The organism is Oceanobacillus halophilus, assembly GCF_003628505.1.
GTDB classification, from domain to species: Bacteria; Bacillota; Bacilli; order Bacillales; family Amphibacillaceae; genus Oceanobacillus; species Oceanobacillus halophilus.
The window spans coordinates 514,973-540,778 of record NZ_RBZP01000001.1 but is presented as its reverse complement, the minus strand read 5'-3'; the positions used below and the strand labels follow the sequence as shown (position 1 = coordinate 540,778).

24 protein-coding genes and 1 pseudogene are annotated in these 25,806 nt (G+C 35.5%); 19 read left to right on the top strand and 6 right to left on the bottom strand.

The features are described from left to right. The first annotated feature begins 34 nt into the window (after window positions 1-34). From D8M06_RS02745 to D8M06_RS02730, 4 genes are all read left to right on the top strand, one after another. Window positions 35-1,021 (top strand): thiamine pyrophosphate-dependent dehydrogenase E1 component subunit alpha, encoded by a 987-nt coding sequence (locus tag D8M06_RS02745; protein ID WP_121202813.1) that lies wholly within the window; start codon window positions 35-37, stop codon window positions 1,019-1,021. Between the two features lie 14 nt (window positions 1,022-1,035). After that, entirely contained in the window at window positions 1,036-2,019 is a 984-nt protein-coding gene (locus D8M06_RS02740; RefSeq protein ID WP_121202812.1) for an alpha-ketoacid dehydrogenase subunit beta, read from the top strand. A 15-nt stretch (window positions 2,020-2,034) separates the two neighbouring features. Beyond that, window positions 2,035-3,291, top strand: coding sequence for a dihydrolipoamide acetyltransferase family protein (locus D8M06_RS02735; protein WP_121202811.1), 1,257 nt, complete (start codon window positions 2,035-2,037; stop codon window positions 3,289-3,291). Window positions 3,292-3,396: 105 nt separating this feature from the next. Next, a complete protein-coding gene (locus tag D8M06_RS02730; RefSeq protein WP_121202810.1) occupies window positions 3,397-3,828 on the top strand; it encodes a BrxA/BrxB family bacilliredoxin in 432 nt (143 codons plus the stop codon). Between the two features lie 146 nt (window positions 3,829-3,974). Here the strand turns inward: D8M06_RS02730 and prli42 are convergent, their stop codons facing one another. Then, window positions 3,975-4,121, bottom strand: a complete 147-nt coding sequence (gene prli42, locus D8M06_RS19790; protein ID WP_158591721.1) for a stressosome-associated protein Prli42 — start codon at window positions 4,119-4,121, stop codon at window positions 3,975-3,977. A gap of 158 nt (window positions 4,122-4,279) precedes the next feature. Here prli42 and D8M06_RS02725 point away from each other — a divergent pair, with 158 nt between their 5' ends. The 5 genes from D8M06_RS02725 to D8M06_RS02705 all read left to right on the top strand — a co-directional run bounded on the left by D8M06_RS02725 (window position 4,280) and on the right by D8M06_RS02705 (window position 11,156). After that, a complete protein-coding gene (locus D8M06_RS02725) occupies window positions 4,280-5,932 on the top strand; it encodes an acyl-CoA mutase large subunit family protein (RefSeq protein ID WP_241558789.1) in 1,653 nt (550 codons plus the stop codon). A gap of 15 nt (window positions 5,933-5,947) precedes the next feature. Next, entirely contained in the window at window positions 5,948-6,778 is an 831-nt protein-coding gene (gene mce / locus D8M06_RS02720) for a methylmalonyl-CoA epimerase (protein ID WP_121202808.1), read from the top strand. Then, window positions 6,778-8,325: an acyl-CoA carboxylase subunit beta gene (locus D8M06_RS02715; RefSeq protein WP_121202807.1), complete on the top strand. Its 1,548-nt coding sequence runs from the start codon at window positions 6,778-6,780 to the stop codon at window positions 8,323-8,325. The genes mce and D8M06_RS02715 overlap by 1 nt, the downstream gene beginning before the upstream one ends. 118 nt (window positions 8,326-8,443) lie before the next feature. Then, a complete protein-coding gene (locus tag D8M06_RS02710; RefSeq protein ID WP_121202806.1) occupies window positions 8,444-9,568 on the top strand; it encodes a M20/M25/M40 family metallo-hydrolase in 1,125 nt (374 codons plus the stop codon). 340 nt (window positions 9,569-9,908) lie between these two features. Continuing rightward, on the top strand, window positions 9,909-11,156 hold the full coding sequence (locus tag D8M06_RS02705; RefSeq protein WP_121202805.1) for a DNA polymerase IV: 1,248 nt from the start codon (window positions 9,909-9,911) through the stop codon (window positions 11,154-11,156). Window positions 11,157-11,332: 176 nt separating this feature from the next. On the opposite strand, the gene D8M06_RS02700 is transcribed toward D8M06_RS02705, so the two are convergent. From D8M06_RS02700 to D8M06_RS02685, 4 genes are read right to left on the bottom strand one after another with little or no spacing between them, the layout of a single operon-like run. Continuing rightward, entirely contained in the window at window positions 11,333-12,703 is a 1,371-nt protein-coding gene (locus D8M06_RS02700; RefSeq protein ID WP_121202804.1) for an aldehyde dehydrogenase, read from the bottom strand. Window positions 12,704-12,724: 21 nt separating this feature from the next. After that, entirely contained in the window at window positions 12,725-13,642 is a 918-nt protein-coding gene (gene rnz / locus D8M06_RS02695; protein ID WP_121202803.1) for a ribonuclease Z, read from the bottom strand. Continuing rightward, window positions 13,642-14,661 (bottom strand): NADPH dehydrogenase NamA, encoded by a 1,020-nt coding sequence (namA, locus tag D8M06_RS02690; RefSeq protein WP_121202802.1) that lies wholly within the window; start codon window positions 14,659-14,661, stop codon window positions 13,642-13,644. The genes rnz and namA overlap by 1 nt, the downstream gene beginning before the upstream one ends. Before the next feature lie 9 nt (window positions 14,662-14,670). Next, window positions 14,671-15,402 carry a glycerophosphodiester phosphodiesterase family protein gene (locus D8M06_RS02685; protein WP_121203086.1) on the bottom strand — a complete coding sequence of 244 codons (732 nt, stop codon included), beginning with the start codon at window positions 15,400-15,402 and terminating at the stop codon, window positions 14,671-14,673. A gap of 83 nt (window positions 15,403-15,485) precedes the next feature. On the opposite strand from D8M06_RS02685, the gene D8M06_RS02680 reads away from it, so the two are divergent. Further along, entirely contained in the window at window positions 15,486-15,803 is a 318-nt protein-coding gene (locus tag D8M06_RS02680) for an iron-sulfur cluster biosynthesis family protein (protein WP_121202801.1), read from the top strand. A gap of 85 nt (window positions 15,804-15,888) precedes the next feature. On the opposite strand, the gene D8M06_RS02675 is transcribed toward D8M06_RS02680, so the two are convergent. Further along, window positions 15,889-16,812, bottom strand: a complete 924-nt coding sequence (locus D8M06_RS02675; RefSeq protein WP_121202800.1) for an aldo/keto reductase — start codon at window positions 16,810-16,812, stop codon at window positions 15,889-15,891. 154 nt (window positions 16,813-16,966) lie between these two features. On the opposite strand from D8M06_RS02675, the gene D8M06_RS02670 reads away from it, so the two are divergent. The 9 genes and pseudogenes from D8M06_RS02670 (at window position 16,967) to D8M06_RS02625 (ending at window position 25,754) form a co-directional block, all read left to right on the top strand. Then, window positions 16,967-17,512: an NUDIX hydrolase gene (locus tag D8M06_RS02670; protein ID WP_121203085.1), complete on the top strand. Its 546-nt coding sequence runs from the start codon at window positions 16,967-16,969 to the stop codon at window positions 17,510-17,512. A 4-nt stretch (window positions 17,513-17,516) separates the two neighbouring features. Beyond that, window positions 17,517-18,683, top strand: coding sequence for an endonuclease Q family protein (locus D8M06_RS02665; RefSeq protein ID WP_121202799.1), 1,167 nt, complete (start codon window positions 17,517-17,519; stop codon window positions 18,681-18,683). 99 nt (window positions 18,684-18,782) lie between these two features. Next, window positions 18,783-19,424 carry a stage II sporulation protein M gene (spoIIM, locus tag D8M06_RS02660; protein WP_121202798.1) on the top strand — a complete coding sequence of 214 codons (642 nt, stop codon included), beginning with the start codon at window positions 18,783-18,785 and terminating at the stop codon, window positions 19,422-19,424. Between the two features lie 105 nt (window positions 19,425-19,529). Then, the gene (gene fur / locus D8M06_RS02655; protein ID WP_121202797.1) at window positions 19,530-19,988 is read left to right on the top strand and encodes a ferric iron uptake transcriptional regulator; all 459 of its coding nucleotides are present in this window, start codon (window positions 19,530-19,532) and stop codon (window positions 19,986-19,988) included. A 264-nt stretch (window positions 19,989-20,252) separates the two neighbouring features. Continuing rightward, window positions 20,253-20,459 (top strand): YqzK family protein, encoded by a 207-nt coding sequence (locus D8M06_RS02650; RefSeq protein ID WP_121202796.1) that lies wholly within the window; start codon window positions 20,253-20,255, stop codon window positions 20,457-20,459. A gap of 3 nt (window positions 20,460-20,462) precedes the next feature. Continuing rightward, window positions 20,463-21,353: a site-specific tyrosine recombinase XerD gene (xerD, locus tag D8M06_RS02645; RefSeq protein WP_121202795.1), complete on the top strand. Its 891-nt coding sequence runs from the start codon at window positions 20,463-20,465 to the stop codon at window positions 21,351-21,353. A 241-nt stretch (window positions 21,354-21,594) separates the two neighbouring features. Further along, window positions 21,595-22,773, top strand: coding sequence for a phosphopentomutase (deoB, locus tag D8M06_RS02640; protein WP_121202794.1), 1,179 nt, complete (start codon window positions 21,595-21,597; stop codon window positions 22,771-22,773). 184 nt (window positions 22,774-22,957) lie between these two features. Beyond that, window positions 22,958-24,255, top strand: a pseudogene (locus D8M06_RS02630) (pyrimidine-nucleoside phosphorylase). Window positions 24,256-24,578: 323 nt separating this feature from the next. Then, the gene (locus D8M06_RS02625) at window positions 24,579-25,754 is read left to right on the top strand and encodes a D-alanyl-D-alanine carboxypeptidase family protein (protein ID WP_121202793.1); all 1,176 of its coding nucleotides are present in this window, start codon (window positions 24,579-24,581) and stop codon (window positions 25,752-25,754) included. The last annotated feature ends 52 nt before the right edge of the window (window positions 25,755-25,806 follow it).

Here is a 25,806-nt window from a genome sequence, read left to right as displayed (position 1 = left end):
AAAAATAGCTTAAAATGACAAAGGAGGGCTATTAATGACAAATCGACATAAAAAATTGGGCATAAGTGATGATGAAGTTTTAAATATCTATAAAACCATGTTATTGGCACGAAAGATTGATGAAAGAATGTGGTTATTAAATCGAGCTGGTAAAATTCCGTTTGTTATTTCTTGTCAAGGACAAGAAGCTGCTCAAGTAGGAGCTTCCTATGCACTAAATAGAAATACTGATTATGTAGCTCCGTATTATCGGGACTTAGGTGTGGTTCTCTCATTCGGAATGACGGCAAAAGAGGTCATGTTATCAGCTTTTGCAAAGGCGGAAGATCCAAATTCCGGTGGACGACAAATGCCTGGACATTTTGGTCAAAAGAAAAATAGAATTTTATCTGGTTCGTCCCCAGTCACTACTCAAGTTCCGCACGCAGTCGGAGTAGCTTTAGCAGCGAGAATAGAGAAAAAAGATTTGGTTAGTTTCGTTACGCTTGGTGAAGGTTCATCCAATCAAGGGGATTTTCATGAAGGGTTGAACTTTGCAGGGGTCCATAAACTGCCTGTTATAACGATGGTTGAAAACAATCAGTACGCTATTTCCGTTCCTTTTGATAAACAAGTTGCCAGTGAAAATGTCTCTATTCGTGCAAAAAGCTATGGAATGGTTGGGGTTACGATAGATGGAAACGATCCTCTTGCTATCTATGAAGCAGTACATGAGGCTAGAAATAGAGCGATAGAAGGAGAGGGCGGAACCCTAATTGAAGCAGTTTCTTATCGCTTAACTGCTCATTCGAGTGATGACGATGATAGATATAGGGAAAAACACGAAGTAGATGAAGCTAAAAAGTCAGATTCTCTTGTTACATTTGGAAATTATTTAAAAGAAGAAAATCTCCTATCTTCAAACTTGGAAATAGAGATAAATAACGAACTAGATTCTGTTGTTAATGAGGCAACAGATTACGCTGAGAATGCTCCTTACGCAGAACCAGAGGATGCTTTGAAATATGTTTATGAAGAATAAGGAGGGGAAATGACATGGCTGTTATGTCCTATATACAAGCTGTAACCACAGCTTTAAGAGAAGAAATGCTTCGTGATGAAAAAGTTTTCATCCTCGGAGAAGATGTTGGTAAAAAAGGTGGGGTTTTTCGTGCGACAGAAGGGCTCTTTGATGAATTTGGGGAGTATCGGGTATTAGACACTCCGTTAACTGAGTCAGCTATCGCTGGTGTTGGTATTGGTGCAGCAATGTATGGCATGCGTCCAGTAGCAGAGATGCAGTTTGCCGATTTCATCATGCCAGCAGTTAATCAGATTATATCAGAAGCTGCTAAGACTAGATATCGATCGAATAATGATTGGAATGTACCGATAACCATCCGAGCGCCGTATGGTGGTGGAGTGCATGGAGCCTTATATCATTCGCAATCTGTAGAATCTGTTTTTGCGAATCAACCAGGTTTAAAGATAGTTATGCCATCTACACCATATGATGTTAAAGGATTATTAAAAGCAGCAATACGAGACAATGATCCTGTTTTGTTTTTTGAACATAAACGTGCGTACCGATTGTTAAAAGAGGATGTTCCAGAAGAGGACTATGTCCTACCTATTGGAAAAGCGGATGTAAAGCGAGAAGGTTCAGATATTACAGTAATTACGTATGGTTTGTGTGTTCATTTTGCATTACAAGCTGCGGAAAAACTTGCTGAAGAAGGTATAGATGCACACATTTTAGATTTAAGAACAGTATACCCACTTGATAAAGCAGCAATTATAGAAGCAGCTAGTAAAACCGGAAAAGTGTTATTAATTACAGAAGATAATAAAGAAGGTAGCATAATAGGTGAAGTAGCAGCAATCATTGCTGAAAATTGTTTATTTGATTTGGATGCCCCTATTATGCGTTTAGCAGGACCTGATGTACCAGCAATGCCCTACGCACCAACAATGGAAAGGTATTTTATGGTTAATCCGGAAAAATGTGAGAAAGCAATGCGTGATTTAGCAGAGTTTTAAATAGGAGGGATGATAATGGGTACCGAAAATATTACTATGCCACAATTAGGTGAAAGTGTCACAGAAGGAACAATTAGTTCTTGGTTAGTAAAAGAAGGAGATAAAGTAACTAAGTACGATCCAATAGCAGAAGTCTTAACGGACAAAGTGAATGCTGAAGTACCTTCTTCTTTTTCCGGAATAATAAAGGAACTGGTTGCTAAAGAGGGAGAGACCATTTCAGTTGGCGAAATAATGTGTACGATGGAGACAGAGGAGAAAGGTATAGATCAAAAAGAAGCTACGATTGAACCCCCAAGAAATAACTCAGATTTTAATAAATCAGACGAAACATCGAAGAAACGCTATTCTCCCGCTGTGTTAAGACTGGCACAAGAAAATGATATCGAGTTAACTCAGATTAATGGCACAGGAAAAGGCGGTAGAATTACCAGGAAAGATGTTGAGAGAGTCATTTCATCCAAACCAAGTGTTTCCAAGGATGTTCCAAATCAACAATCATCTCCATCAATATCGAATCCTAAACCACATCGGACTGTTTCTGATGAGTCACCAGACACATCAATCAATACTGGAGACATGGAAATACCTGTTACCGGAGTCCGTAAAGCGATTGCAGAAAACATGGTTATTTCCAAGCAAGAAATTCCACATGCATGGATGACAGTTGAAGCAGATGTCACAGATTTAGTTTCCTATAGAAATCTGGTGAAAAATGAATTTATTCATTCTGAAGGATTTAATTTAACTTATTTTGCATTTTTTATAAAAGCTGTTGCACAAGCGTTAAAAAAATTCCCTGAACTAAACAGTACATGGCAACACGATAAAATCATTCAAAGAAAGGCGATAAATCTTTCTATAGCAGTGGCGGTAGAAGATAAATTATTTGTCCCTGTTATCAAAAATGCGGATGAAAAAACGATTAAGGGTATTGCACGAGAAGTATATGAACTCTCAGAAAAAGCAAAGAACCATAAGTTGACTACAGAAGATATGCAAGGAGGCACGTTTACTGTAAATAACACAGGGACATTTGGTTCTATTCATTCTATGGGAATAATTAATCATCCACAGGCAGCAATTCTTCAAGTTGAATCCATTGTGAAAAGGCCAGTGATAATTGATAATATGTTTGCTGCACGTGACATGGTTAACCTATCACTATCACTCGACCACAGAGTGCTAGATGGTTTGGTTTGTGGAAGATTCTTAGCTTACTTAAAAGAAAAGCTAGAAAATATGAACGAAACATCTATACAAATGTTCTAAAATAGATAGTAGGGAGATTATATTAATTGAAATTACCTATGAAAGTTGGTACTCTTACATCATAAGTTAATGTAAACACTTTAATTAAAAAGGGGTAGGAAATATATGGATTTTAATTTATTTATGCAAGATGTTGTAGATGCAGCACGAAAGGATATAACAGAAGCGGGTTATGCAGAGTTGAAAACACCAGAAGAAGTAGATACATCGTTAAACAAAAAAGGAACAACGTTAGTCATGATTAATTCTACATGTGGTTGTGCAGGTGGAGTTGCACGTCCTGCAGCAGCAAATGCTATTCACTATGATAAACGTCCAGACCAACTAGTAACGGTTTTTGCTGGGCATGACCGAGAAGCTACCGACAGAGCTCGTGAGTATTTTGAAGGTTTCCCACCATCATCTCCATCATTTGCTCTATTAAAAGATGGAAAAATTGTAACTATGGTAGAGCGTCATGACATTGAAGGACATAGCCCAATGGAAGTTACAACTAAACTTCAACAACTGTTTGATGAACATTGTGAAGAATTATAAGAATTAACTATTTTATTGAGGCTGTTTCTATCCTAAGAACAGCCTCTCTTTGTTCTTATAAATAGGAATTGATTTTTGATAAGTGTACTTATATTAAGCGAAAAAAAATAAAAGACTGAATCCTTATAAGGTCAGTCTTTCATCTATTAGAAGTTTATAAAATAAGCTAACCCCATAGTTATTGTTGATAGTAACATAGCAATAATCATGATATAAATGACTAACTTTTGTCTTTTTTCTCGTTTTGATCTTTTTCTAGGTTGAGTGTTATGTGATTTTGCTTTTGTAGCCAAGATATGTCCTCCTTTAAGCGATATGCTGACTAACTGTATTTTATCGCGAATTTAACTATAGGACAAGTAAAAATAAATTTAGTATGGACAACGGTGTTAAAATGATTGAAAATAGAATAGATAATAATAATTTTTATTATACAAGGGGGCACTACATAGTGAAACAGTATGAACAAGATTCAACTGCAAAAGAAAGATGGGAGAAATCAGTTTCAAAAGCAATAGAACGCTTTCCGGAAAGAAAACAAACCTTTACTACATCTTCAGGTATTGAAGTGGAAAGATTGTATGAATCGAAGGAAGCGGATACATCAGAAACTCTTGGTTATCCTGGTGAATACCCATATACACGTGGGATTCAACCAACTATGTACCGTAGCCGTTTCTGGACGATGCGCCAGTATGCCGGTTTTGGGTCTGCAAAAGAAACGAACAAACGATTTCGATATTTATTAGAACAAGGCCAAACAGGATTATCTGTTGCGTTCGATTTGCCGACTCAAATAGGATATGACTCAGATGATGCTATGTCTGAAGGAGAAGTAGGTAAGGTCGGAGTTGCGATTGATACATTACAGGATATGGAACATTTACTCGATGGAATACCACTAGATAAGGTGAGCACCTCAATGACCATTAATGCTCCTGCTTCTGTATTACTTTGTATGTATTTAGCGGTAGGTGAAAAACAGGGGGTTCCATTTGAGAAAATAACTGGGACTATTCAAAATGATATCTTAAAAGAATATATTGCTAGAGGGACCTATATTTTCCCTCCGAAGCCTTCCATGCGTCTGATCACAAATATTTTTGAATTTTGTAATCAGCATGTTCCGAAATTTAATACCATAAGTATCTCTGGTTATCATATAAGGGAAGCGGGTTCTAATGCTGTTCAGGAAGCTGCGTTCACCATTGCTAATGGGATGGCTTATGTTGATGCAGCCATTGAATCGGGGCTTGAAGTGGACGACTTTGCTCCTCGTCTTGCTTTTTTCTTTAATGCACATAATAATTTTTTTGAAGAGGTTGCTAAATTTCGTGCAGCTAGAAGAATATGGGCAAAGATTATGAGAGAACATTATGGTGCAAATAATCCAAAAAGCTGGAAGTTACGCTTTCACACACAAACTGGAGGTTCCACACTTACAGCTCAGCAACCAGACAATAATATTGTCCGGGTGACTTTACAAGCACTTGCTGCTGTTATGGGCGGAACACAAAGTCTACATACAAATTCTCGAGATGAAGCCTTATCACTTCCAACGGAAGATTCTGCTCGAATTGCGCTTCGAACGCAGCAAATTATTGCTCATGAAAGCGGAGTGGCTGATACGATTGATCCGTTAGCAGGGTCTTATTATGTAGAAAAACTGACAGATGAGATAGAGTCTCAGGTTAACAGATACTTAGAGAGAATAAAAGAAATAGGTGGTGCTGTTCAGGCTGTTGAAGAAGGATATATGCAGCGAGAAATCCAGCAAAATGCCTATGAAATCCAAAAAAATATTGAAAGCCAGGATGAAATTATTGTCGGGTTAAATAAATTCGAATTAGAGGAAGAAGTAGAGCCTGATTTACTAAGAGTAGATGAAACCTTAGAGAAAGAGCAAATTGATACCTTGCAGGCTATTCGAAATAAACGTGATAACGAAAAGGTTAAAGAAGCATTAACAGCATTAAAAGAAACAGCAAAAGATGAAAAAGCTAATTTAATGCCGTATATCCTTGACGCAGTAAGAGCCTATGCATCCGTAGGAGAAATTTGTAATGTTTTGCGTGAAGAATTTGGAGAATATACTGGAGTCTAAGAGGGGGACATAATAATGGGGAAAAAAATTCGTGTATTGGTTGCAAAACCAGGTCTCGATGGGCATGATCGAGGAGCTTTAGTTATTTCTCAGGCGTTACGGGATCATGGAATGGAAGTTATCTATACAGGTTTGCGTCAATCTCCATTGCAAATTGCGCAAGCTGCTATTCAAGAAGACGTGGATGTCATCGGACTATCATCTTTGTCTGGAGCACATAAGACACTATTTCCTAAAGTAATCGAAGAATTAGAAAAGAGAAATGCAAGCGATATACCTGTTGTAGGTGGGGGAGTAATACCAAGTGAAGATATCCCATATTTACTGGAAAAAGGGGTGAAAAAAATATTCACAAGTGGTTCTTCAACCGATTTGCTTGCGAATTACATTCAAGAATTAATTGATCCCAAAACAGAACCAATTACTCCGCCAAAAAAAGTTGCTCATATTGGCATCGCAGTAGAAAGCATTGATCATTCGATCCCTTTTTATACTGATTCATTAGGACTTCCACTAGAAGCTGTAGAAGAAGTTGAATCTGAAGGTGTTAAAGTAGCATTTATTAAAATTGGTGAAACAAGATTTGAATTATTAGAGCCACTAAATGAGGAATCTCCTATTAGAAAATTTCTTAATAAAAATGGAGAAGGTATTCACCACGTTGCTCTTGAAGTGGATGATATTCAATCAAGAATAGAGTACTTAAAAACTAGTGGCATCCAACTAATCAACGATAAAGCAAAACCAGGAGCACATAATAGTAAAGTAGCATTTATTCATCCAAAGGCAGCTGGTAGAGTGTTGTTCGAATTATGCGAGTACCCAGAAGAAGGGGGAGAAGCATAATGGATATTTACGATAAAATAAATGAGTTGTATGACAAACGTCGACAAGTAGAACTTGGGGGCGGAGACGAGCGTATTGAAAAACAGCATGCCAAAGGAAAAATGACTGCTAGAGAGCGTATAAGTTATTTGCTGGATGAAGGAACTTTTGTAGAATTAAATCCATTTATAGAAACACGGGCTTCTGATTTTGGAATGAGTAATAACTCTGCTAAGGGTGAAGGCGTTGTTACTGGTTATGGGAAAGTCAACGGAAAACCCATCTATCTATTCGCACAGGATTTTACAGTTTATGGTGGTGCGTTAGGAGAAATGCACGGGAAAAAAATAGCAGCTGTGATGGATTTAGCAGCTAAAAATGGTGTTCCGTTTATTGGCCTAAATGATTCAGGCGGAGCACGGATCCAAGAAGGCGTTTCTTCCTTGGATGGATATGGACAAGTCTTTTATCGTAATTCTATCTACTCCGGTGTTATTCCGCAGATCTCAGTTATTATGGGACCAAGTGCAGGTGGTGCAGTATATTCACCAGCGATTACAGATTTTGTTATTATGGTCGAGGAAACTTCTCAAATGTTTATAACTGGACCAAAAGTTATAGAGACAGTAACTGGTGAAAAAATTTCCTCTGAGGATTTAGGAGGAGCTAGTATTCATAATTCTAAAAGTGGTAATGCACACTTTAAAACACCTACAGAAGAAGAAGCTTTAGACTTAGTTAAGAAATTGGTAGATTATTTGCCTGCAAACTATAAAGAGCGTTCAGTTCAAAAGGCGTATATGGATGAAGATGAATTCAGACCTGACCTAACAGATATAGTACCATTTAATGCAGTACGCCCTTATGACGTAAAAAAAGTCATTGATCAAGTGGTCGATCAGAATAGCTTTTTTGAAGTTCATAAGGATTTTGCCAAAAATGTGGTTGTTGGTTTTGCCCGTATAAAAGGAGAAACCATTGGATTAGTATGTAATCAACCTAAGTATCTAGCAGGTGGATTGGATATTGACTCAAGTGATAAAGCATCTCGGTTCATTCGTTTCTGCGATGCATTTAATATCCCATTGATTACTTTTGAAGATGTAACTGGATTCTTTCCAGGAGTAAAACAAGAACATGGTGGTATCATTCGCCACGGAGCCAAGATATTATTTGCGTACTCAGAAGCAACGGTGCCAAAAATAACCGTGATTACTCGTAAAGCATTCGGTGGTGCTTATGTTGCCTTGAATAGTAAGTCAATCGGTGCAGATCTTGTATATGCATGGCCGAATGCAGAAATAGCAGTAATGGGGCCAGAAGGTGCTGCTAATATTATCTTTGCCAAAGAAATAGCAGAAAGTGACCACCCTGAAAAAGTAAGACAAGAGAAAATTGATACGTATCGTGAAAAATTTGCAAATCCTTATGTAGCAGCTGGACTAGGAATGATTGATGATGTTATTGATCCAAGAGAAACACGCATTAAATTAATTCAAGCCCTAGAAATGCTTTCCAATAAACAAGAGGAAAGACCTAATAAAAAACACGGAAATATTCCTTTATAATGGAAGGTGAAAAAGCGTTTACATTAAAAAGACAGTTATTTTAGTCTTTTTAATAGACGCTTTTTCATTTCATTTCCAGTTCAAAATGTAGTAACCTATTAAGCAGGAGGTTATGAAGATGACAACAGTAAATCAAGAACGATTAATAAATGAATTCTTTGAACTTGTTAAAGTAGATTCTGAAACGAAGAATGAAGAAAAAATAGCTGAGGTATTAACGAAAAAATTTACTGATTTAGGTGTAGAAGTTTATGAAGATAACTCGAAGGATACAACAGGACATGGTGCAGGCAATTTAATTTGTACATTAAAGGGAAATAAAGAAGGTATCGATCCGATTTATTTCACTTCTCATATGGATACAGTCGTTCCAGGAAAAAATATTAAGCCATCTATCAAGGATGGATACATTGTTTCTGATGGTACGACCATTCTAGGAGCAGATGATAAAGCAGGTCTTGCAGCTATCTTAGAATCTTTACGCCTAATGAAAGAAAACAATATGGAACATGGAGACATTCAATTCATTATCACGGTTGGGGAAGAATCCGGGCTAGTAGGAGCCAAAGCATTAGATAAATCTTTGCTAAAGGCAAAGTATGGCTATGCGCTTGATAGCAATGGAGAAGTTGGTGACATTATTGTAGCTGCTCCTACACAAGCTAAGGTGTTTGCAATTATAAAAGGCAAGACAGCACACGCTGGATTAGAACCAGAAAAGGGTATATCTGCTATCACACTAGCAGCTAAAGCGATTTCCAAAATGCCACTAGGTCGTATTGATGAAGAAACAACAGCAAATATTGGAAGATTTGAAGGTGGAAAACAAACCAATATTGTTGTCGATCATGTGGAGATTCTAGCTGAAGCCAGATCACTAGTCCCTGAAAAAATGGAAGCCCAAGTTGCAAAAATGAAAGAAGCTTTTGAGAAGACAGCAGAAGAATATGGTGGTTCCGCTGACGTAGAGATCAAGGTAATGTATCCTGGGTTTAATCAAAAAGCAGGAGATGAAGTTGTTGAAGTAGCTAGAGAAGCAGCTAAATCTATTGGCAGAGAAAGCAAACTCCTAAAAAGCGGTGGAGGCAGTGATGCAAATATTATTGCCGGATTAGGAATTCCAACCGTAAATCTCGCTGTTGGATATGAAGGAATTCATACCACAGACGAGAAAATTTCTGTTGACAACCTTGAGAAAATAACAGAATTAGTAGTAGCTATTGTCAATCAGGTTGCAAAGTAACTTAACATGACGAGAGAACACATCTATAAGTGACAGGTTCAGTATCGGGAGCTAAAACAATGAATATTACACTAAATAGGAGTACAGATCGCATAATGATTTGTACTCCTATATTTATTGATAGGACAACATTTGTCTGATTTTAGCTATTTCTAAATGTTATTTATATGTCACTTGTAGTTATTCCCGTGTTTAAAAGGGTATTTAAAGTTATTAGCGTCTTTCTCTTCCAAAACTGAACCCGTTACGTTTTTCTTTATGTCAAGATTTAATTCCACCTTGTAAAATAGAGAATATGATATAATGGAGTTAGTTAATAAAGAGTAAGGATGTTATTTTTATGGCATTGCCAAAGCAAAATAAAAGACGAATTATATTTCATATTGACATGAACTGCTTTTATGCATCAGTAGAAATGGCTTATAATCCAACATTAAAAGGCAAACCTTTAGCAATTGCAGGAAATCCTGAAGAACGAAGAGGGGTTATTGTTACAAGTAGTTATGAAGCCAGAGACAAAGGCGTTAAGACAACTATGAATGTTTGGCAAGCAAAAAAATTATGTCCGAACTTAACCGTTATGAAACCCAATTTTGATCGTTACCGTGCAGCTTCAAAAGAAATGTTTAAAATATTATCAGAAGTTACTCCATTTGTTCAGCCGGTATCTATTGATGAAGGATATATGGATGTTACAGAAACAAAAAATTATGGAACACCTTTAGAGCTTGCTGAGTATCTGCAAAAAAGGATTCTACAAGAACTTGATTTGCCTTGCAGTATTGGAATTGCACCAAATAAGTTCTTGGCAAAAATGGCATCAGATATGAAAAAACCACTAGGAATTACGATTCTTAGAAAAAGGGAATTAGATAGGACTCTTTGGCCGCTTTCGGTTGTAGAAATGTATGGTGTTGGAGAAAAGACTTCGGAAAAATTACATGCAGTAGGAGTTAAAACTATTGGTGATTTAGCCAAGGCGGATGTTTATCAATTAAAACAATTATTTGGCATTAATGGTGAGCGTCTTAGAAATCGCGCCAACGGAATAGATCCACGACCAGTAGACCCTGATGCAATCTATGAATTTAAAAGTATCGGAAACTCACAGACACTTGCAGAAGATACAACAGATATAAATAAAATAAGGAGACTGATGGAATATCTTGCTGATAATGTAGAAAGAAGAATGAAACGAAAAAATGCAGCAGGGAAAAGTATACAGTTAATGATCCGATATCATGATAGAAAGACCATTACACGCAGTAAAAAGCTTCAATATTATGTAGATAGTAAATCAGAAATTCTTCTTATTGCAAACGAATTATTACAACAGCACTGGAACGAGGAACCAATTCGATTAGTTGGTATTACTGTTCTAGATATCGAAGATAAACAATATATTGGGAAACAGTTGGATTTGTTCTCCTACGAGAAAGAAGCCAGTAAAGAAAAATTATATGGTGCCATAGATACGTTAACAGAAAAATATGGTAAGAATCCCTTTAAACAAATTTATCCTTCAGAGCAAGAACAACAGCCTAAAACCAGTTTTCAAAAGGACTTCTTGGACGATTATCGAAAATAAGTCCAATAGAATATATATAAAGATCTGATTAACTTTATGCTAATCAGATCTTTTTTTAAGGCTGTATACTATTACAATAAGTCTGCGCAATTCCTCTCAAGAGCATAAGTATTCTGCCGGAAAGAATGAAAGCACATTAAGTGGAAAAGCGAGAGCCAATTTAAAATGGTTTCTTATCATTTCATCATGGTTTTAGCAATGGACTCGGATAGTTTACCTCCGGGATAGCGGAATGGCATATCAAATTTAGTTGTCTGTTTTAGTACACTTTTCTGGTGGGAGAATGCTTCAAAGCTGTATTTTCCATGATACGATCCCATCCCACTATTCCCAACTCCTCCAAATGGTAAATGAGGGTTCGCCAAGTGATAGAGGGTATCATTAATCGAACCTCCACCAAATGGTACATATTCGATAACTTGTTGCTGCGTGTGATTATCTTCGCCAAAATAATAAAGTGCTAATGGTTTATCACTCATTTTTATCTTATAAAGAGCATCTTCGAGATTCGTGAAACTTAAGATTGGTAGAATAGGTCCAAAAATTTCCTCTTGCATCACTGAATCTTGCCATGATATTTTATCTAAAACTGTAGGCTCCATCATAAGTGTCTCTCTATTAGTTCCACCGCCATGCAAGATTTCTCCGTCCTCTAAAAATCCTAGTAGTCGATCAAAATGTTTTTCATTAATAATCTTGGTATAATCATTATTCTTTAATGGATCTTTACTATAAAAGGAACGAATATATTTTTTGACTGCCTTTAAAAACTTAAACTTGACTTTGTCATGAACATACACATAATCTGGGGCAACACAAGTCTGACCGGCATTTGTAAATTTACCCCAAACAATTCTTTTGGCCGCTAAGTTAATATTAGAATCTATATCTACAATAGCAGGGCTTTTTCCACCTAGTTCTAATGTTACAGGAGTTAAATGATTACTCGCTTCTCTCATAATAATCTTGCCAACTTTCGTACTTCCTGTAAAGAAAATAGTATCAAATTTTTGTTTTAGCAATTCAGTTGTTACCTCAATACCACCCTCTATAACGGTGAAAAAAGAACTGTCAAAAGTTTCACTAATCATTTTGGATAAAAGGGAAGAAGTCGCTTTGGAATGCTCTGATGGTTTTAAAACGATAGAGTTCCCAGCAGCGATTGCTCCAATTACAGGGGCAAGGGCTAATTGTAATGGATAGTTCCATGGTGAAATTACAAGAGCTACACCATATGGTTCTTTCATAATGTAACTTTTTGTCCCTTTATGAGTAATTGGACTTGCAACCTTTTCTGGTTCCATCCAATTCCCTAAGTTTTTTAAAGTAAAATCTATCTCATTGTAAAGAAAGCCGATTTCAGTAGTAAATGCTTCATGTCTAGATTTATTTAAATCTCTTTTTAATGCTCTGTAAATAGATGATTCATGTTTTTTTATCATATCCTTAAGATTTACCAGTTGTTTTTTACGAAACTCAAAGGATACGGTATTGCCATGAAGAAAATACGAACGTGAATTCGCAACAATTCTTTCCGTTGTTTCCATAAAAAGTTCTCCTCTTCTAAATTATTCTATTATTATATTCGTGAAGTCCGTCGCTACACTCGTATTTGGGAAAATCTTTTTTGCTTCCTCTAATAGTTTCTGGTTGTTATCTTTTTGGTACCGAGAAGAAATATGTGTTAGAATCAAGCGAATCACATTACTGTTATTGGCTAATGTTGCTGCTTGTGTGGTAGTAGAATGGAAATATTCATATGCCAGGTTAGCTTTTTCATGTTCGAATGTAGCTTCGTGAACCAGAACGTCAGAATCTGCAACAAATTCTTGATGTTCTTTTTGGTATCTTGTATCTCCTAGAATTGTCACTATCCTTCCTTTTTTTTCAGGGCCTATAAAATTCTCTCGATAAATGATTGTCCCATCTTCTAATGTAACCATAGAATTCTCTTTGATTTGCTTATAGATAGGTCCTGGCATTACATTCATTTCCACTAATTTTGAGACAAGTAATTCGCCTGGTTTATTCTTTTCTATAATTCGATATCCATAACTATCAATTCCATGATCAAGTTTCCTTGCATGAACTTCAAAGTGTTCTTCATCGACTATTTGTCCCTCTTCGACCTCAACAAAAGATAGGGGATAGGTTAAGTGAGATGCACTTAACTCAAGGCTTGTTTTTACATAGTCTTTGATTCCCTTTGGTCCATAGATGATGAGTTCTTCATTTCCACCTTGAAATGAACGGCTGCTTAGGAAACCAGGTAACCCAAAAATATGATCTCCGTGTAAATGAGTAATAAATATTTTATTTACTTTTCTAGGTTTTATTGAAGTATGTAAAATTTGATGTTGGGTAGCTTCTCCACAATCAAATAACCATATACTATTTATCTCCTGCAAAAGGGATAAAGCAATAGCAGTAACATTTCTTTCTTTAGATGGTATACCAGCTCCAGTCCCTAGAAAAAGTAGTTCCATTATTTCCAACCTCGCTTATATTGTTTAGGTATTTCAATTTCTTCTCGTAGTTCCTCAGCTGCTGCTTTTGCCCAATATGGATTTCTAAGTAGTGCACGACCGATAAAGACAAGATTTGCGCGATCGTTTTGCAATATTTCTTCAGCTTGCAGCCCTGATGTTATCAAGCCGACCGCTCCAGTGTTTATATCAGTATCATTTTTAATTCTTTCACAGCGGTTTAATTGATATCCTGGGTAGGTATTGATGGATGTCTCGATGACACCGCCCGAACTGCAGTCAATTAAATCAACACCTAAACTCTTTAATTGTTGTGTGAAATACAAAATGTCTTCAAATGTATTACCGCTTTTATCATACTCGTTTGTTGAGATTCGTACAAACAATGGGCCAGTCCACTCTAGTTTAACTGCTTCGATAACTTCTTTTAAGAATAGGAAACGACCTTCTCTCTCTCCACCATATTGATCACTTCGTTTATTGGTTAATGGAGATAAAAACTCATTAATTAAATACCCATGCGCAGCATGAATTTCAATGATATCAAACTGTGCTTCTCGTGCTCTTCTAGCGGCTTCTTTAAAAGCTTTAATCGTCTTTATAATGTCATCTTTAGTCATCTCTGTAGGCTGTTTGGATTTATCATTAAACGGAATAGGAGATGGGGCATAGATAGAAGTAGAGTTTAATCTTGCTTTTCTCCCAGCGTGTGCAAGTTGTATCCCAGATTTACTGCCGTACGAATGTATTTGGTTATTCAGTTGTTTAAATCCTTCAATGTGATTATTAGACCAAATCCCTAAATCTTGTAGGGAAATTCTACCTTCTGGCTGCACTGCTGTAGCCTCCGTTATAATTAACCCCACTTGTCCAAGGGCTCTTGAAGTATAATGAGTTAGATGAAATGGTGTTAACATTCCATCTTCATTTGAAGATGAATACATGCACATTGGTGACATAACAACTCTATTTTTTAATGTAACATTTTTAATATGATAGGGTGAAAATAACTTAGCCATAAAATCCTCCTAATAGTATGATCCATTATACTTAACCGCTATATCAGGTACATCTGTAAAAATACCATCACAATCATAATCGAAGCAGCGTTTCATGGATGGAACTTTATTAATAGTATATACACGTACGTTCATATTTTCCTGATGACATTTTTGCACGAACGCTTGATTCAATAATTTATATTTTATATGTAAAGCATTTGCTCCTAATTTCTTTGCATCATCTACCAGATTTTTATTCCGTTTAGAAGTAAGGAATGCGATACCTGTTAAATGATTCATCTCTTTCATTCTTGCTACACTGTTGGGATTAAAAGTAGAGAGTATAGTCCTCTCAAGTAAATGATAATTTTCTAGCATATCAAATACCATCTGTTCCAAATTCTTATAATCTATTTTATTATTTTTCAGTTCAATATTTAAGTATAATGGTTTATGTTTTATCCATTCTAATAGCTCTTCCAAAGTGAGTAACCTAGTGTTTGAATACTTCTTGCTAAACCAGCTGCCAGCATCTAGTTTTTTAATTTCTGAAAGTGTGAGTTCATTAACAAAACCAATTCCGTTTGTAGTTCGGTTTAGTTTTTCATCATGAATAATAATAGGAATATTGTCTTTGGTTAATTGAACGTCCGTTTCAATACCATTAGCTTTCATTTTATATGCTAAGTCGAAAGCTGGTAAAGTATTTTCAGGAGCATACTTACTTGCTCCCCGATGGGCAAATATGCTTGTGGCCATATCTTTTTTCACCTCACGTAAGTGAATCACCATATTTTCTAATCTTTCAATAGCATGATAAAATATAAAAAGGTGGTGTTTACATGAAATTAACAATAACTCCTGAAGCGAATGAAATGCTAAAGGAAATAAATAGTCAAGATAGATCTTACTTGCTTCTTTGGTATGATGTAGATGACTGTGGTTGTGGTGTGAATGGGATGCCTACTATTCGATTAACGGATGAAAAATCAGACTATCATCAGGATGTACTTAATGATTCATTTCCAACAATCATTTCAAAACAACAGGCTGTTTTCTTTAACCAGGATATAAAGTTGGATATTATAAATGGAACATTTCGATTATCTAGCCCTGATGAAATGTTAAATCCATTCATACCACAGCAAAGTATTTTGTAAAGGAATAATTATGAGATAGGTTGACACAACGGTATCAACCTATTTTTTTGTTTCCCAAAAAAAATGGGGGTGTGATTCGTTCTAGTCATTTATGCTTGTCATAGATAATTGGTTTCGTTAGGTGTTGCAGCTTATGATAGATTTCGGCGGGTAAAGTCTCAGATAGCTTTATGTTCGTGTTTTCATTAATTTGTTCAACGGTACTAGCACCAAAAACCGCACTGGCAACAACTGGGTGGTGTAGTACATATTTTAAAGCTAATTCATTTTTAGTGTATGTATCTCCACCACCTAATGTTTCCAGCTGTTCAGATAAGGTTAGTAACTCATTATGCGTATAATTTAGATAACCTTTTTTGCCTTTTTTTGTGATCTGAGCTTTAGCATGATTGCTTACTAATCCTTTTGCCAAGGGACCTCTTGCTAATACACTTATCTGATGTTTATGTAAGAGGTCCAATATTTCTTCCTCTGGTCGGCGATCTAACAAGCTATACTGCATCATGACAGCATCTATTGTTGAGTGTTTAACATACTCACGAATTACATTCGGTCGTATAGAAGAAATGCCATAAGCTCGGATAATACCTTCTTGTTTTAATTGTTCAAATGCTTCAATGGTTTCTGGTATAGGGTCATCAATGGTACCCCCATGTAACATATAAAAGTCAATATAATCGGTTTTTAATCTGCGCAAACTTTCTTTTACTTGATGTAATATATATTTTTTTGAAGGATCCCAGAACCAATCTTTTTCATATGGATTAAAATGGTTTCCTACTTTTGTAGTTAAAATAATATTTTTTCTTTTATTATGAATGATTTCACCAATCATCTCTTCATTCAGTCCGAAGTCGTATAAGTCAGCCGTATCTAAATGATTAATTCCTTTATCCAGAGCTGCATCAATGATTTTCGTAGCATTTTTCTTATCTGTTCCAAGAGACATACAACCAAGTGTAAGCTCCGAAATATTTATATCAGATTTTCCTAATCGATTTTTCTTCATCCTATCCCTCCAATAAGTCATTCATACGTATACCTATCTTAATATATTCAATGACAGGAAGAAATCAATATGATTCTTCTCACTGATTTAAGTGACATATTATGATAAAATAAAAGAAAATTTTAAAAGAGTTGAATTACTAAAGGAGTTTAATATGAAGAAGTTTGAAGAAAAGACAGTGAAAACAGAAGAAATATTTAATGGAAAAATTGTTCAGTTACAGATAGATGAAGTACAATTACCGAACGGGAAAACATCCAAACGTGAGATTATTAAGCATCCTGGTGCGGTGGCTGTTATTCCAATAACTAAAGATAATAAAATTGTCTTTGTTGAACAGTATCGCAAACCACTGGAAAAATCATTAGTAGAGATACCTGCTGGTAAACTTGAACGTGGAGAAAACCCGTTAGTTGCTGCGGTTCGTGAATTAGAAGAGGAAACAGGATATACAACCAACAGCTTGTCATTTGTGACTTCCTTTTATTCCTCCCCGGGCTTTGCAAATGAATTATTACATATTTACATTACAGATGATCTTGTGAAATTGGATGAACCTCAACCTGGTGATGACGATGAATTTGTTGAAATTGTTGAATTAACATTAGATGAGGCGAAACAATATGTAGAAGAAGAACGTATTCATGATGCTAAAACCAATTATGCAGTTCTATACCTACATGCATTAGAAGGAAGGTAATCGCTTGAACTCATTTTTTGCAGATATGCATATTCATATTGGACGTGATATGTATAATAAACCAGTTAAGATAACTGGAGCAAAAAGCTTAACATTAACAAATATATTAAAAGAATCCAGTAGAAATAAAGGGTTAGATTTAATCGGAGTCATTGATTGTCATGCGCCTGCAGTGCAGCAGGAAATTAAGAATCTTATTTTAGCAGGTCAAGCATACGAACTTGCTGAGGGTGGGATTCGATTTGAAGAGGTAACATTGCTTTTAGGTTCGGAAATAGAAATCTATGACGAAAACTGTAAAGGTCCAATTCATGTTCTCTGTTTTTTCCCTAAATTGGAGTATATAGCTTACTTTTCAGAATGGCTAACTTTAAAAATGAAGAATATTACCCTTAGTTCTCAAAGGTACTATGGGACTGCCAAGGAATTACAATATAAGGTGAAAGAATTAGAAGGCTTATTTATCCCAGCACATGTTTTTACACCTTTTAAAAGTTTGTTTGGAAAAGGAGTAAATAAGTCACTTCAAGAAGTTTTTGATCATGATTTAATAGATGGAATTGAATTAGGGCTTAGTTCGGATACCTATATGGCAGACCAGATAACGGAACTTCATGATTATTCATTTGTAACCAACTCCGATGCACATTCCTTAGCGAAAATAGCCCGTGAATACCAGGAAATAGCAATGAAAGAACCATCTTTTAAGGAGTTTTATTGGGCGCTCCATGAGGTTGAAGGAAGAGGAATAATACGAAATTATGGGATGGACCCAAGGTTGGGAAAATACCACACCACTGTTTGTAATGAATGTTTAAAGCATCTGTCTCCAGAAAAAAGAGTATGTTCAAACTGTGGTTCAAAAAAAATCATCAAGGGCGTGTTCGACAGAATTCAAGAATTGGCCGATGCAACACAGGTTGAAAGAAAAAGACCTCCATACTTATATCAGGTTCCACTTGAATATTTACCATCACTTGGACCTAAGACATTTCAAAAATTGTTACACCGATTTAAGACAGAGATGAATGTTATTCATCATGCTTCATTAAATGAATTATTGGAGGTTGTCCCAGAAAAACTAGCACGTTCTATCATTGCTATGAGAGAAGGGAAACTTATGGTAAAAGCAGGTGGTGGCGGAAAATATGGAAGTGTTACATACGAATAGAATTTCTATTTAAGTAGAAAAAAATATAGTTTTTGGTATTTTCAATCGGAATTCTTCATAGTTTTTAATATAAGTATCATCTTTGAATGGAGGATTCCGATGTATAATAACAACAGAACTGACATTATAAATCATGTAAAAGATCATGCTATTATTTACTTATTTATGACCATTTTATTTTTAACGGGAATTATATTTGGTGCTATAATAGTTAATAGTATGAATTTCGTGCAAAAACAGGAACTATTTTTCTATTTGGAACGTTTTTTTAATCAAATAGTGGATGGTCATGCTATTGATAACATCCTAATCTTAAAAGAAAGTTTTCTTTACCATGCTAAATACCTTAGTCTATTATTTTTACTAGGATTATCAGTAATAGGGCTTCCGATAGTTTGGATATTACTTTATGTTAAAGGATTGGTTGTTGGTTTTTCTGTCGGTTTTCTGGTTAATCAACTTGGTTTAAAAGGGCTTTTTCTTTCAGCATTATCAATAGCACCACAAAATCTTATTATCATCCCCATTTACATTATCGCTGGAACCCTATCAATGGTTTTCTCGTTAAGATTATTAAATAAATTATTTTCGAGAAGGCCCACAGGTCCTATTTTCCAGCCCTTTGGAAAATACATGTTAACATTTTCGATATTATTACTCGCATCCATGCTTGCATCAGGTATTGAAGCATATGTAGCTAACGGATCGATGTCTGCATTAATTCGATCGTTTTATCAATAATGTAAATTAGGTTATAATTATTATAAATAAAATCTAGTAATATTTTTGACAGTGGTTTTAACAGTGCATATAATAAAGAAGATGGTACGAGGGGAGCGACGTGTTATGGAACATCGGATTGAGCGAATTAAAAAACAGCTGCATTCACAAAGTTATAAACTAACACCGCAAAGAGAAGCAACCGTCCGTGTTTTACTGGAACGTGAAGAAGACCATCTCAGTGCAGAGGATGTTTATTTATTAGTTAAAGAAAAAGCACCAGAAATAGGTTTAGCAACTGTTTATCGTACGTTAGAGCTTTTATCAGAATTGAAAATCGTTGATAAAATAAATTTTGGTGATGGTGTCTCTCGCTATGATTTACGTAAAGAAGGAGCAAAACATTTTCATCACCATCTTGTATGTATAGAATGTGGATCAGTTGAAGAAATTGAAAATGACTTATTAGAAGATGTAGAGAGAATCGTACAAAAAGATTGGGGATTTCAAGTAAAGGATCACCGTTTAACCTTTCATGGTGTATGTAAACAATGTCAGACAGCTGCGGTTAAGGCAACCGAATAAAAGGAACCTAAAAACCCGCTTTTTTCATTTGAAAAAGGGTTTTTATTTTTAGGTTCTTTTCAGAAAGATTATGGCTTTTTGTAACATGCATTTATTTCATATTTTCTATAGACTGCGGATTAAACAAATCTGACGAAAACAAATACAAAAGGTTACATTTAATTAGCAGAATTTTAAATTTCTAAAGAACTACATGTATAATGTGATTTGATTTTGGCATATCTTTAAAGTAGGAAACTACTATTTTTAGAGGAGATATGCCATATGAAACAATTAGTATGGGATACGATAAAAGTTTTTGTGATTTTTTCTATTTGTACATGCTTATTTTATTTTGGTTTAAAAATGATGCATGCAGAATATGAAAATTACCACAAATATGATCAGCCTGAAGGGCCATCTGTAAAAGTATTTAACTCAGATGAAGATGTTTTAGAGAAAATAAATCTATTTTTTAGATTAGGGGAATAGAACATGCTAAATAATGCAATGGAAGATTATATGCATTTTTTACGAATTGAGAAAGGACTATCAGACAACACCTTGAAATCATATGAACGTGATTTAAAAGAGTATACTTATTATATTGCAAAAGAAGTTCAGAAATCATCCTGGGACATAGTTAGCCGTAACGATATTATAAGTTTTCTCTATATGCTGAAAGATAGTGGGAAATCTAGTGCCACCATATCAAGGCATATATCTTCTATACGTTCTTTTCATCAATTTTTGGTACGCGAGCAAATTGTTCATCAGGACGCCAGTCTACATGTTGAAAAACCAAAAAAAGAAAGAAAACTTCCAGATGTTTTATCTCAATCAGAGATAGAAGCACTTCTTTCTATACATACTAATTCACCCTTATCTATTCGAAATAAAGCAATGTTTGAATTGATGTATGCCACAGGACTTCGCGTAAGTGAACTGATTACCTTAAATGTGAGTGATTTACACTTGGAAATGGGATTCGTTCAGTGTTTCGGCAAGGGATCCAAAGAACGAATTGTACCTATTGGAGAAGTTGCTATTAAAGCAATCGATTTATATATACAGACCGCAAGAAATAAACTTGTAAAAAACAATACGACTAATATCTTATTTGTTAATCAGCATGGCAGGCCCTTATCTAGACAGGGATTTTGGAAAGTACTAAAAAAGATTGCACTAGATGCCGGAATTAACAAAAAGATTACCCCGCATACATTAAGGCATTCCTTTGCTACACACTTATTAGAGAATGGTGCAGATTTACGGATAGTACAGGAAATGCTAGGACATGAGGACATATCAACTACGCAGATTTATACTCATGTTACGAAAACTAGATTAAAAGATATGTATAAAACATATCATCCTAGAGCTTAGCTTGCACTTCATGTCCTAATTCACTAAGGTGTGCAGGACTGCCCAAACCGGAAGTCAATAGACCCTACATCTCAAATCTAATACCACAATCTAATACCACAATAATGAGCGATTCGAGTTGTGTTGAATATGTCGAATGGTAACAATTATAACTAATATTCAAGATATATGAAAATCTCCTATATTATATTACATATATCCTCTTAGGATAGGGAATATAATATTTGGGAGGTTTTTTATTATGGATAAATTTAAGCGGATTTTTTTAATAGTCATGGACTCTGTTGGTGTTGGTGAGGCCCCAGACGCAGAAAAATTTGATGATAAAGGAGCAGATACTTTAGGCCATATTGCTGAACGGATGAACGGTCTTCACATGCCTCATATGGGAAACTTGGGTTTAAGTAATATCCGTGAAATTCAGGGTATTGATAAAGCAGAGAAACCAAAAGCGCATTATACCAAGATGCAAGAAGCTTCAAATGGGAAAGATACAATGACAGGACATTGGGAAATCATGGGTTTAAATATAGAGCAGCCGTTTCGAACATTTCCAGATGGCTTTCCTAAAGAGTTAATTGATAATCTAGAAGCAAAAACAGGGCGTAAAGTAATTGGAAATAAACCTGCTTCAGGTACAGCGATTATTGAAGAATTAGGTGAAGAACATATAAAAACTGGTGCTTTAATTGTATATACATCAGCAGATTCTGTATTACAAATTGCTGCTCATGAAGAGGTTATTCCAATAGAAGAACAATATGATATTTGTGAATACGCTCGTAAATTAACACTTGATGAAAAATATATGGTTGGTCGAGTTATTGCCCGTCCATTCATTGGGCAGGCTGGATCATTTGAGCGCACTTCTAATCGTCATGATTATGCTTTAAAACCTTTTGATAGAACAGTTATGAATGAATTGAAAGATAGTAATTTTGATGTAATTGCTTTAGGTAAAATATCGGATATTTATGATGGAGAGGGAGTTACAGAAGCAGTTAGAACTGTCAATAATGATGACGGAATGACCAAATTAATAGAATCAATGAAAAAGGAGTTCACAGGTCTTAGCTTCTTAAACTTAGTTGACTTTGATGCTAAATATGGACATCGTCGTGATCCAGTAGGTTATGGTAAAGCATTGGAAGAATATGATAGGCGATTACCAGAAGTTTTAGAGCTGCTTAAGGAAGATGATTTATTAATTATTACTGCAGATCACGGAAACGATCCTACACACCATGGTACCGATCATACAAGAGAATTTGTTCCACTCCTTGTATATCATAATCGTATAAAAGAAGGGAACCATCTACCGATTCGGAAAACTTTTGCAGATATAGGAGCAACAATAGCTGATAATTTTCAAACTAAAATGCCTGATTATGGCACAAGTTTCTTAAAGGACATTAAGTAGAGAGGTGGAGGAATATGGAAAAATCTTGGATTACAGAAGCAAGAAACTTTATAACGTATAAATAATCTCGTTCTTCAAAAATCGGTTTAAGATTAGGACCAGGCTTAGGCGTTCTTGCGGAAGAAATAGAAATCCCAATTATAATCCCATATGAACAGATTAAGAAATGAGGTGTGTGACAAGCATGAGAATGTATGACATTATTGAGAAAAAGCGAAACGGAGAAAACTTATCAGCAAAGGAAATAGAATTCTTTGTTAATGGATACACAAAAGGTGATATTCCGGATTATCAAGTCAGTGCATTATTAATGGCTATTTATTTTCAAGACATGACAGAAGAAGAACGTGCAAGTTTAACTCAAGCAATGGTTGAATCCGGAGATAAGATTGATCTCTCAGCAATCGAAGGTATTAAAGTGGATAAACATTCAACCGGTGGGGTGGGAGACACCACTACATTAATCCTTGCACCATTAGTAGCATCATGTGGAGTTCCAGTCGCCAAAATGAGTGGAAGAGGGCTAGGGCACACGGGTGGTACCATTGATAAGTTAGAATCAGTACCTGGATTTAAATTACAAGTGAAGAGTTTATTCGCCTAGTAAATAAAAATAAAGTTGCAGTGGTTGGTCAAACAGGAAATCTAACACCAGCTGATAAAAAACTTTATGGTCTTAGGGATGTTACTGCAACCGTAAATTCCATACCGTTGATTGCCAGTTCGATTATGAGTAAAAAAATTGCATCCGGAGCAGATGCAATTGTTCTAGATGTAAAAACAGGTTCAGGCGCGTTTATGAAAAAACAGGACGATTCTAGAGAGTTGGCAAAAGCTATGGTTGCTATTGGGGAACAAGTTGGGAGGAGAACGATAGCTATTATATCTGATATGAATCAACCACTGGGTTTTGCCATAGGGAATGCGCTAGAGGTGAAAGAAGCTATTGATACATTAAAAGGAGAAGGACCAGAAGATTTAACAGAACTATGCCTTACATTAGGTAGCCAAATGGTGGTGCTAGCAAATAAAGCCAAAAATGCTGCTGAGGCCAGATCATTATTAGAAGAAAATATTAGCAATGGTAGAGCACTGGAACAATTTAAAATATTTCTTGAGTCCCAAGGCGGGGATTCCAGTGTAGTGGACAATCCAAATATGCTTCCCACAACAACTCATGAAATAGAGTTACCTGCAAAATTTTCTGGGTTTATTTCGGAAATGGTAGCGGATGAAGTTGGTACAGCAGCGATGATGCTCGGTGCTGGAAGAGCTACGAAAGAATCTGAAATAGATTTAGCTGTAGGAATTGTTTTGAAAAAGAAAATTGGTGATCAAGTGCAAAAAGGTGAATCGCTTCTTACTGTATATTCAAACACTGAATCAATAAAAGATGTGGAAGAAAAACTATATAATAATATAATTATATCACCAGAAAAAGTAACCCAACCAACTCTAATTTATGACACTATCGGAGAATAATTGGTGGAAAGATACAGGAACATTTTTTGTCAAGATGATATCCGAACTGTTCGTACAACAGTTCGGATTATTTGCTGTACACCAAATAAATTTGTCTGAGCAGAAATTATAACTGTTCGCTTAATATATATTTTTAGAAGGCTCTTTTCTAATAGAGTGTTGCATTTCAACCTTAACCCTACATTTGTTCAAATATAATAACTCCAAGCTTTAGAAATGGTAAAAATATAGCTTTGTTTTAGCCTATTTTTGTTCTTTTCGAAAGTATATTTCAAACGTGATATGGGAAAACTAAAATTATATTGAGTGTTGGAGGTAAAACTATGAAAAAGTATATACTAATTGTTAGCATGATATTTTCACTATCAGTAGCTGCAGCTTTTCCTGTTTATGGTGAAGAGAATACAGAAGGGGAAGACTCTGTAAACTTAGCACCTGATGCTAAGTCAGCCATTTTAATTGAGCGGGATACAGGAAACATTCTCTATGATAAAAACGCAAATGAAAAACTTCCTCCTGCTAGCATGACTAAATTAATGACTTTGGTACTAATTATGGAGGCAATTGATCAAGGGGAGTTAAAAAAAGATGAAATGATCCGTATAAGTGAACGTGCTGCTTCTATGGGAGGTTCACAAATATTTCTGGAAGCAGGAGAAGAGATGTCTGTGGATGATTTACTGAAAGGTGTAGCAGTAGCTTCCGGTAATGATGCAAGTGTCGCTTTAGCAGAAAGAATTTCTGGCAGCGAAGAAGCCTTTGTAAAAAAAATGAATGATAAGGTTAAAGAACTTGGATTAAAAAATACGAAGTTTCAAAATACTACAGGTTTACCTGTAGATGATCATTACAGTACATCTTATGATATGGCAATGATTGCGAAAGAATTACTAAAGTATGAAGAGATAACAAATTATACATCTATATACGAAGATTATTTAAGAAAAGGTCAGGATAACGAATTCTGGTTAGTTAATACAAATAAATTAGTAAGGCATTATCCGGGAGTTGATGGCTTAAAAACTGGTTATACAAATGAAGCGAAATATTGTCTAACGGCAACTGCTGAAAAAAATGATATGCGCGTTGTAGCTGTAGTGATGGGAGCAGATACAACAAAAGAAAGAAATGCTACTATTTCCAATATGCTAGACTTTGCCTTTAATCAATACGAAACACACCAGCTGTTTGAAAAAGATGAGGTAGTGTCCAATTTAGAAATGATTAAAGCAGAAGATAAAAATATTGATGTCATTGTTCCAGAATCCGTAAGCACTTTACATAAAAAAGGGGAATCGACTGAAAATGTCTCAACTGAAATAAGTCTAAAAGAAGATTTAACACTCCCAATCAGTAAAGGGGAAGAAGTCGGTACACTTATCGTTAAGAATGACAAAGAAATTATTTCTAAAGTAGCTTTAACAGTAGAAAAGGATGTCAAGAATGCCAAGTATTTTACATTATTAAAGCGAACACTGCAAGAAATGGCGAAATATTAAGAACATCTTCTAATTTAGGCGAATAAGTACTTCTTTTGTCATAAAGCAGGAA

Coding starts and splice junctions, on each gene's coding strand:
- D8M06_RS02745 (WP_121202813.1), top strand. CDS start 35: ATGACAAATCGACATAAAAAATTGGGCATAAGTGATGATGAAGTTTTA.
- D8M06_RS02740 (WP_121202812.1), top strand. CDS start 1,036: ATGGCTGTTATGTCCTATATACAAGCTGTAACCACAGCTTTAAGAGAA.
- D8M06_RS02735 (WP_121202811.1), top strand. CDS start 2,035: ATGGGTACCGAAAATATTACTATGCCACAATTAGGTGAAAGTGTCACA.
- D8M06_RS02730 (WP_121202810.1), top strand. CDS start 3,397: ATGGATTTTAATTTATTTATGCAAGATGTTGTAGATGCAGCACGAAAG.
- mce (WP_121202808.1), top strand. CDS start 5,948: ATGGGGAAAAAAATTCGTGTATTGGTTGCAAAACCAGGTCTCGATGGG.
- D8M06_RS02715 (WP_121202807.1), top strand. CDS start 6,778: ATGGATATTTACGATAAAATAAATGAGTTGTATGACAAACGTCGACAA.
- D8M06_RS02710 (WP_121202806.1), top strand. CDS start 8,444: ATGACAACAGTAAATCAAGAACGATTAATAAATGAATTCTTTGAACTT.
- D8M06_RS02705 (WP_121202805.1), top strand. CDS start 9,909: ATGGCATTGCCAAAGCAAAATAAAAGACGAATTATATTTCATATTGAC.
- D8M06_RS02700 (WP_121202804.1), bottom strand. CDS start 12,703: ATGGAAACAACGGAAAGAATTGTTGCGAATTCACGTTCGTATTTTCTT.
- rnz (WP_121202803.1), bottom strand. CDS start 13,642: ATGGAACTACTTTTTCTAGGGACTGGAGCTGGTATACCATCTAAAGAA.
- namA (WP_121202802.1), bottom strand. CDS start 14,661: ATGGCTAAGTTATTTTCACCCTATCATATTAAAAATGTTACATTAAAA.
- D8M06_RS02685 (WP_121203086.1), bottom strand. CDS start 15,402: ATGGCCACAAGCATATTTGCCCATCGGGGAGCAAGTAAGTATGCTCCT.
- D8M06_RS02680 (WP_121202801.1), top strand. CDS start 15,486: ATGAAATTAACAATAACTCCTGAAGCGAATGAAATGCTAAAGGAAATA.
- D8M06_RS02675 (WP_121202800.1), bottom strand. CDS start 16,812: ATGAAGAAAAATCGATTAGGAAAATCTGATATAAATATTTCGGAGCTT.
- D8M06_RS02670 (WP_121203085.1), top strand. CDS start 16,967: ATGAAGAAGTTTGAAGAAAAGACAGTGAAAACAGAAGAAATATTTAAT.
- spoIIM (WP_121202798.1), top strand. CDS start 18,783: ATGTATAATAACAACAGAACTGACATTATAAATCATGTAAAAGATCAT.
- fur (WP_121202797.1), top strand. CDS start 19,530: ATGGAACATCGGATTGAGCGAATTAAAAAACAGCTGCATTCACAAAGT.
- D8M06_RS02650 (WP_121202796.1), top strand. CDS start 20,253: ATGAAACAATTAGTATGGGATACGATAAAAGTTTTTGTGATTTTTTCT.
- xerD (WP_121202795.1), top strand. CDS start 20,463: ATGCTAAATAATGCAATGGAAGATTATATGCATTTTTTACGAATTGAG.
- deoB (WP_121202794.1), top strand. CDS start 21,595: ATGGATAAATTTAAGCGGATTTTTTTAATAGTCATGGACTCTGTTGGT.
- D8M06_RS02625 (WP_121202793.1), top strand. CDS start 24,579: ATGAAAAAGTATATACTAATTGTTAGCATGATATTTTCACTATCAGTA.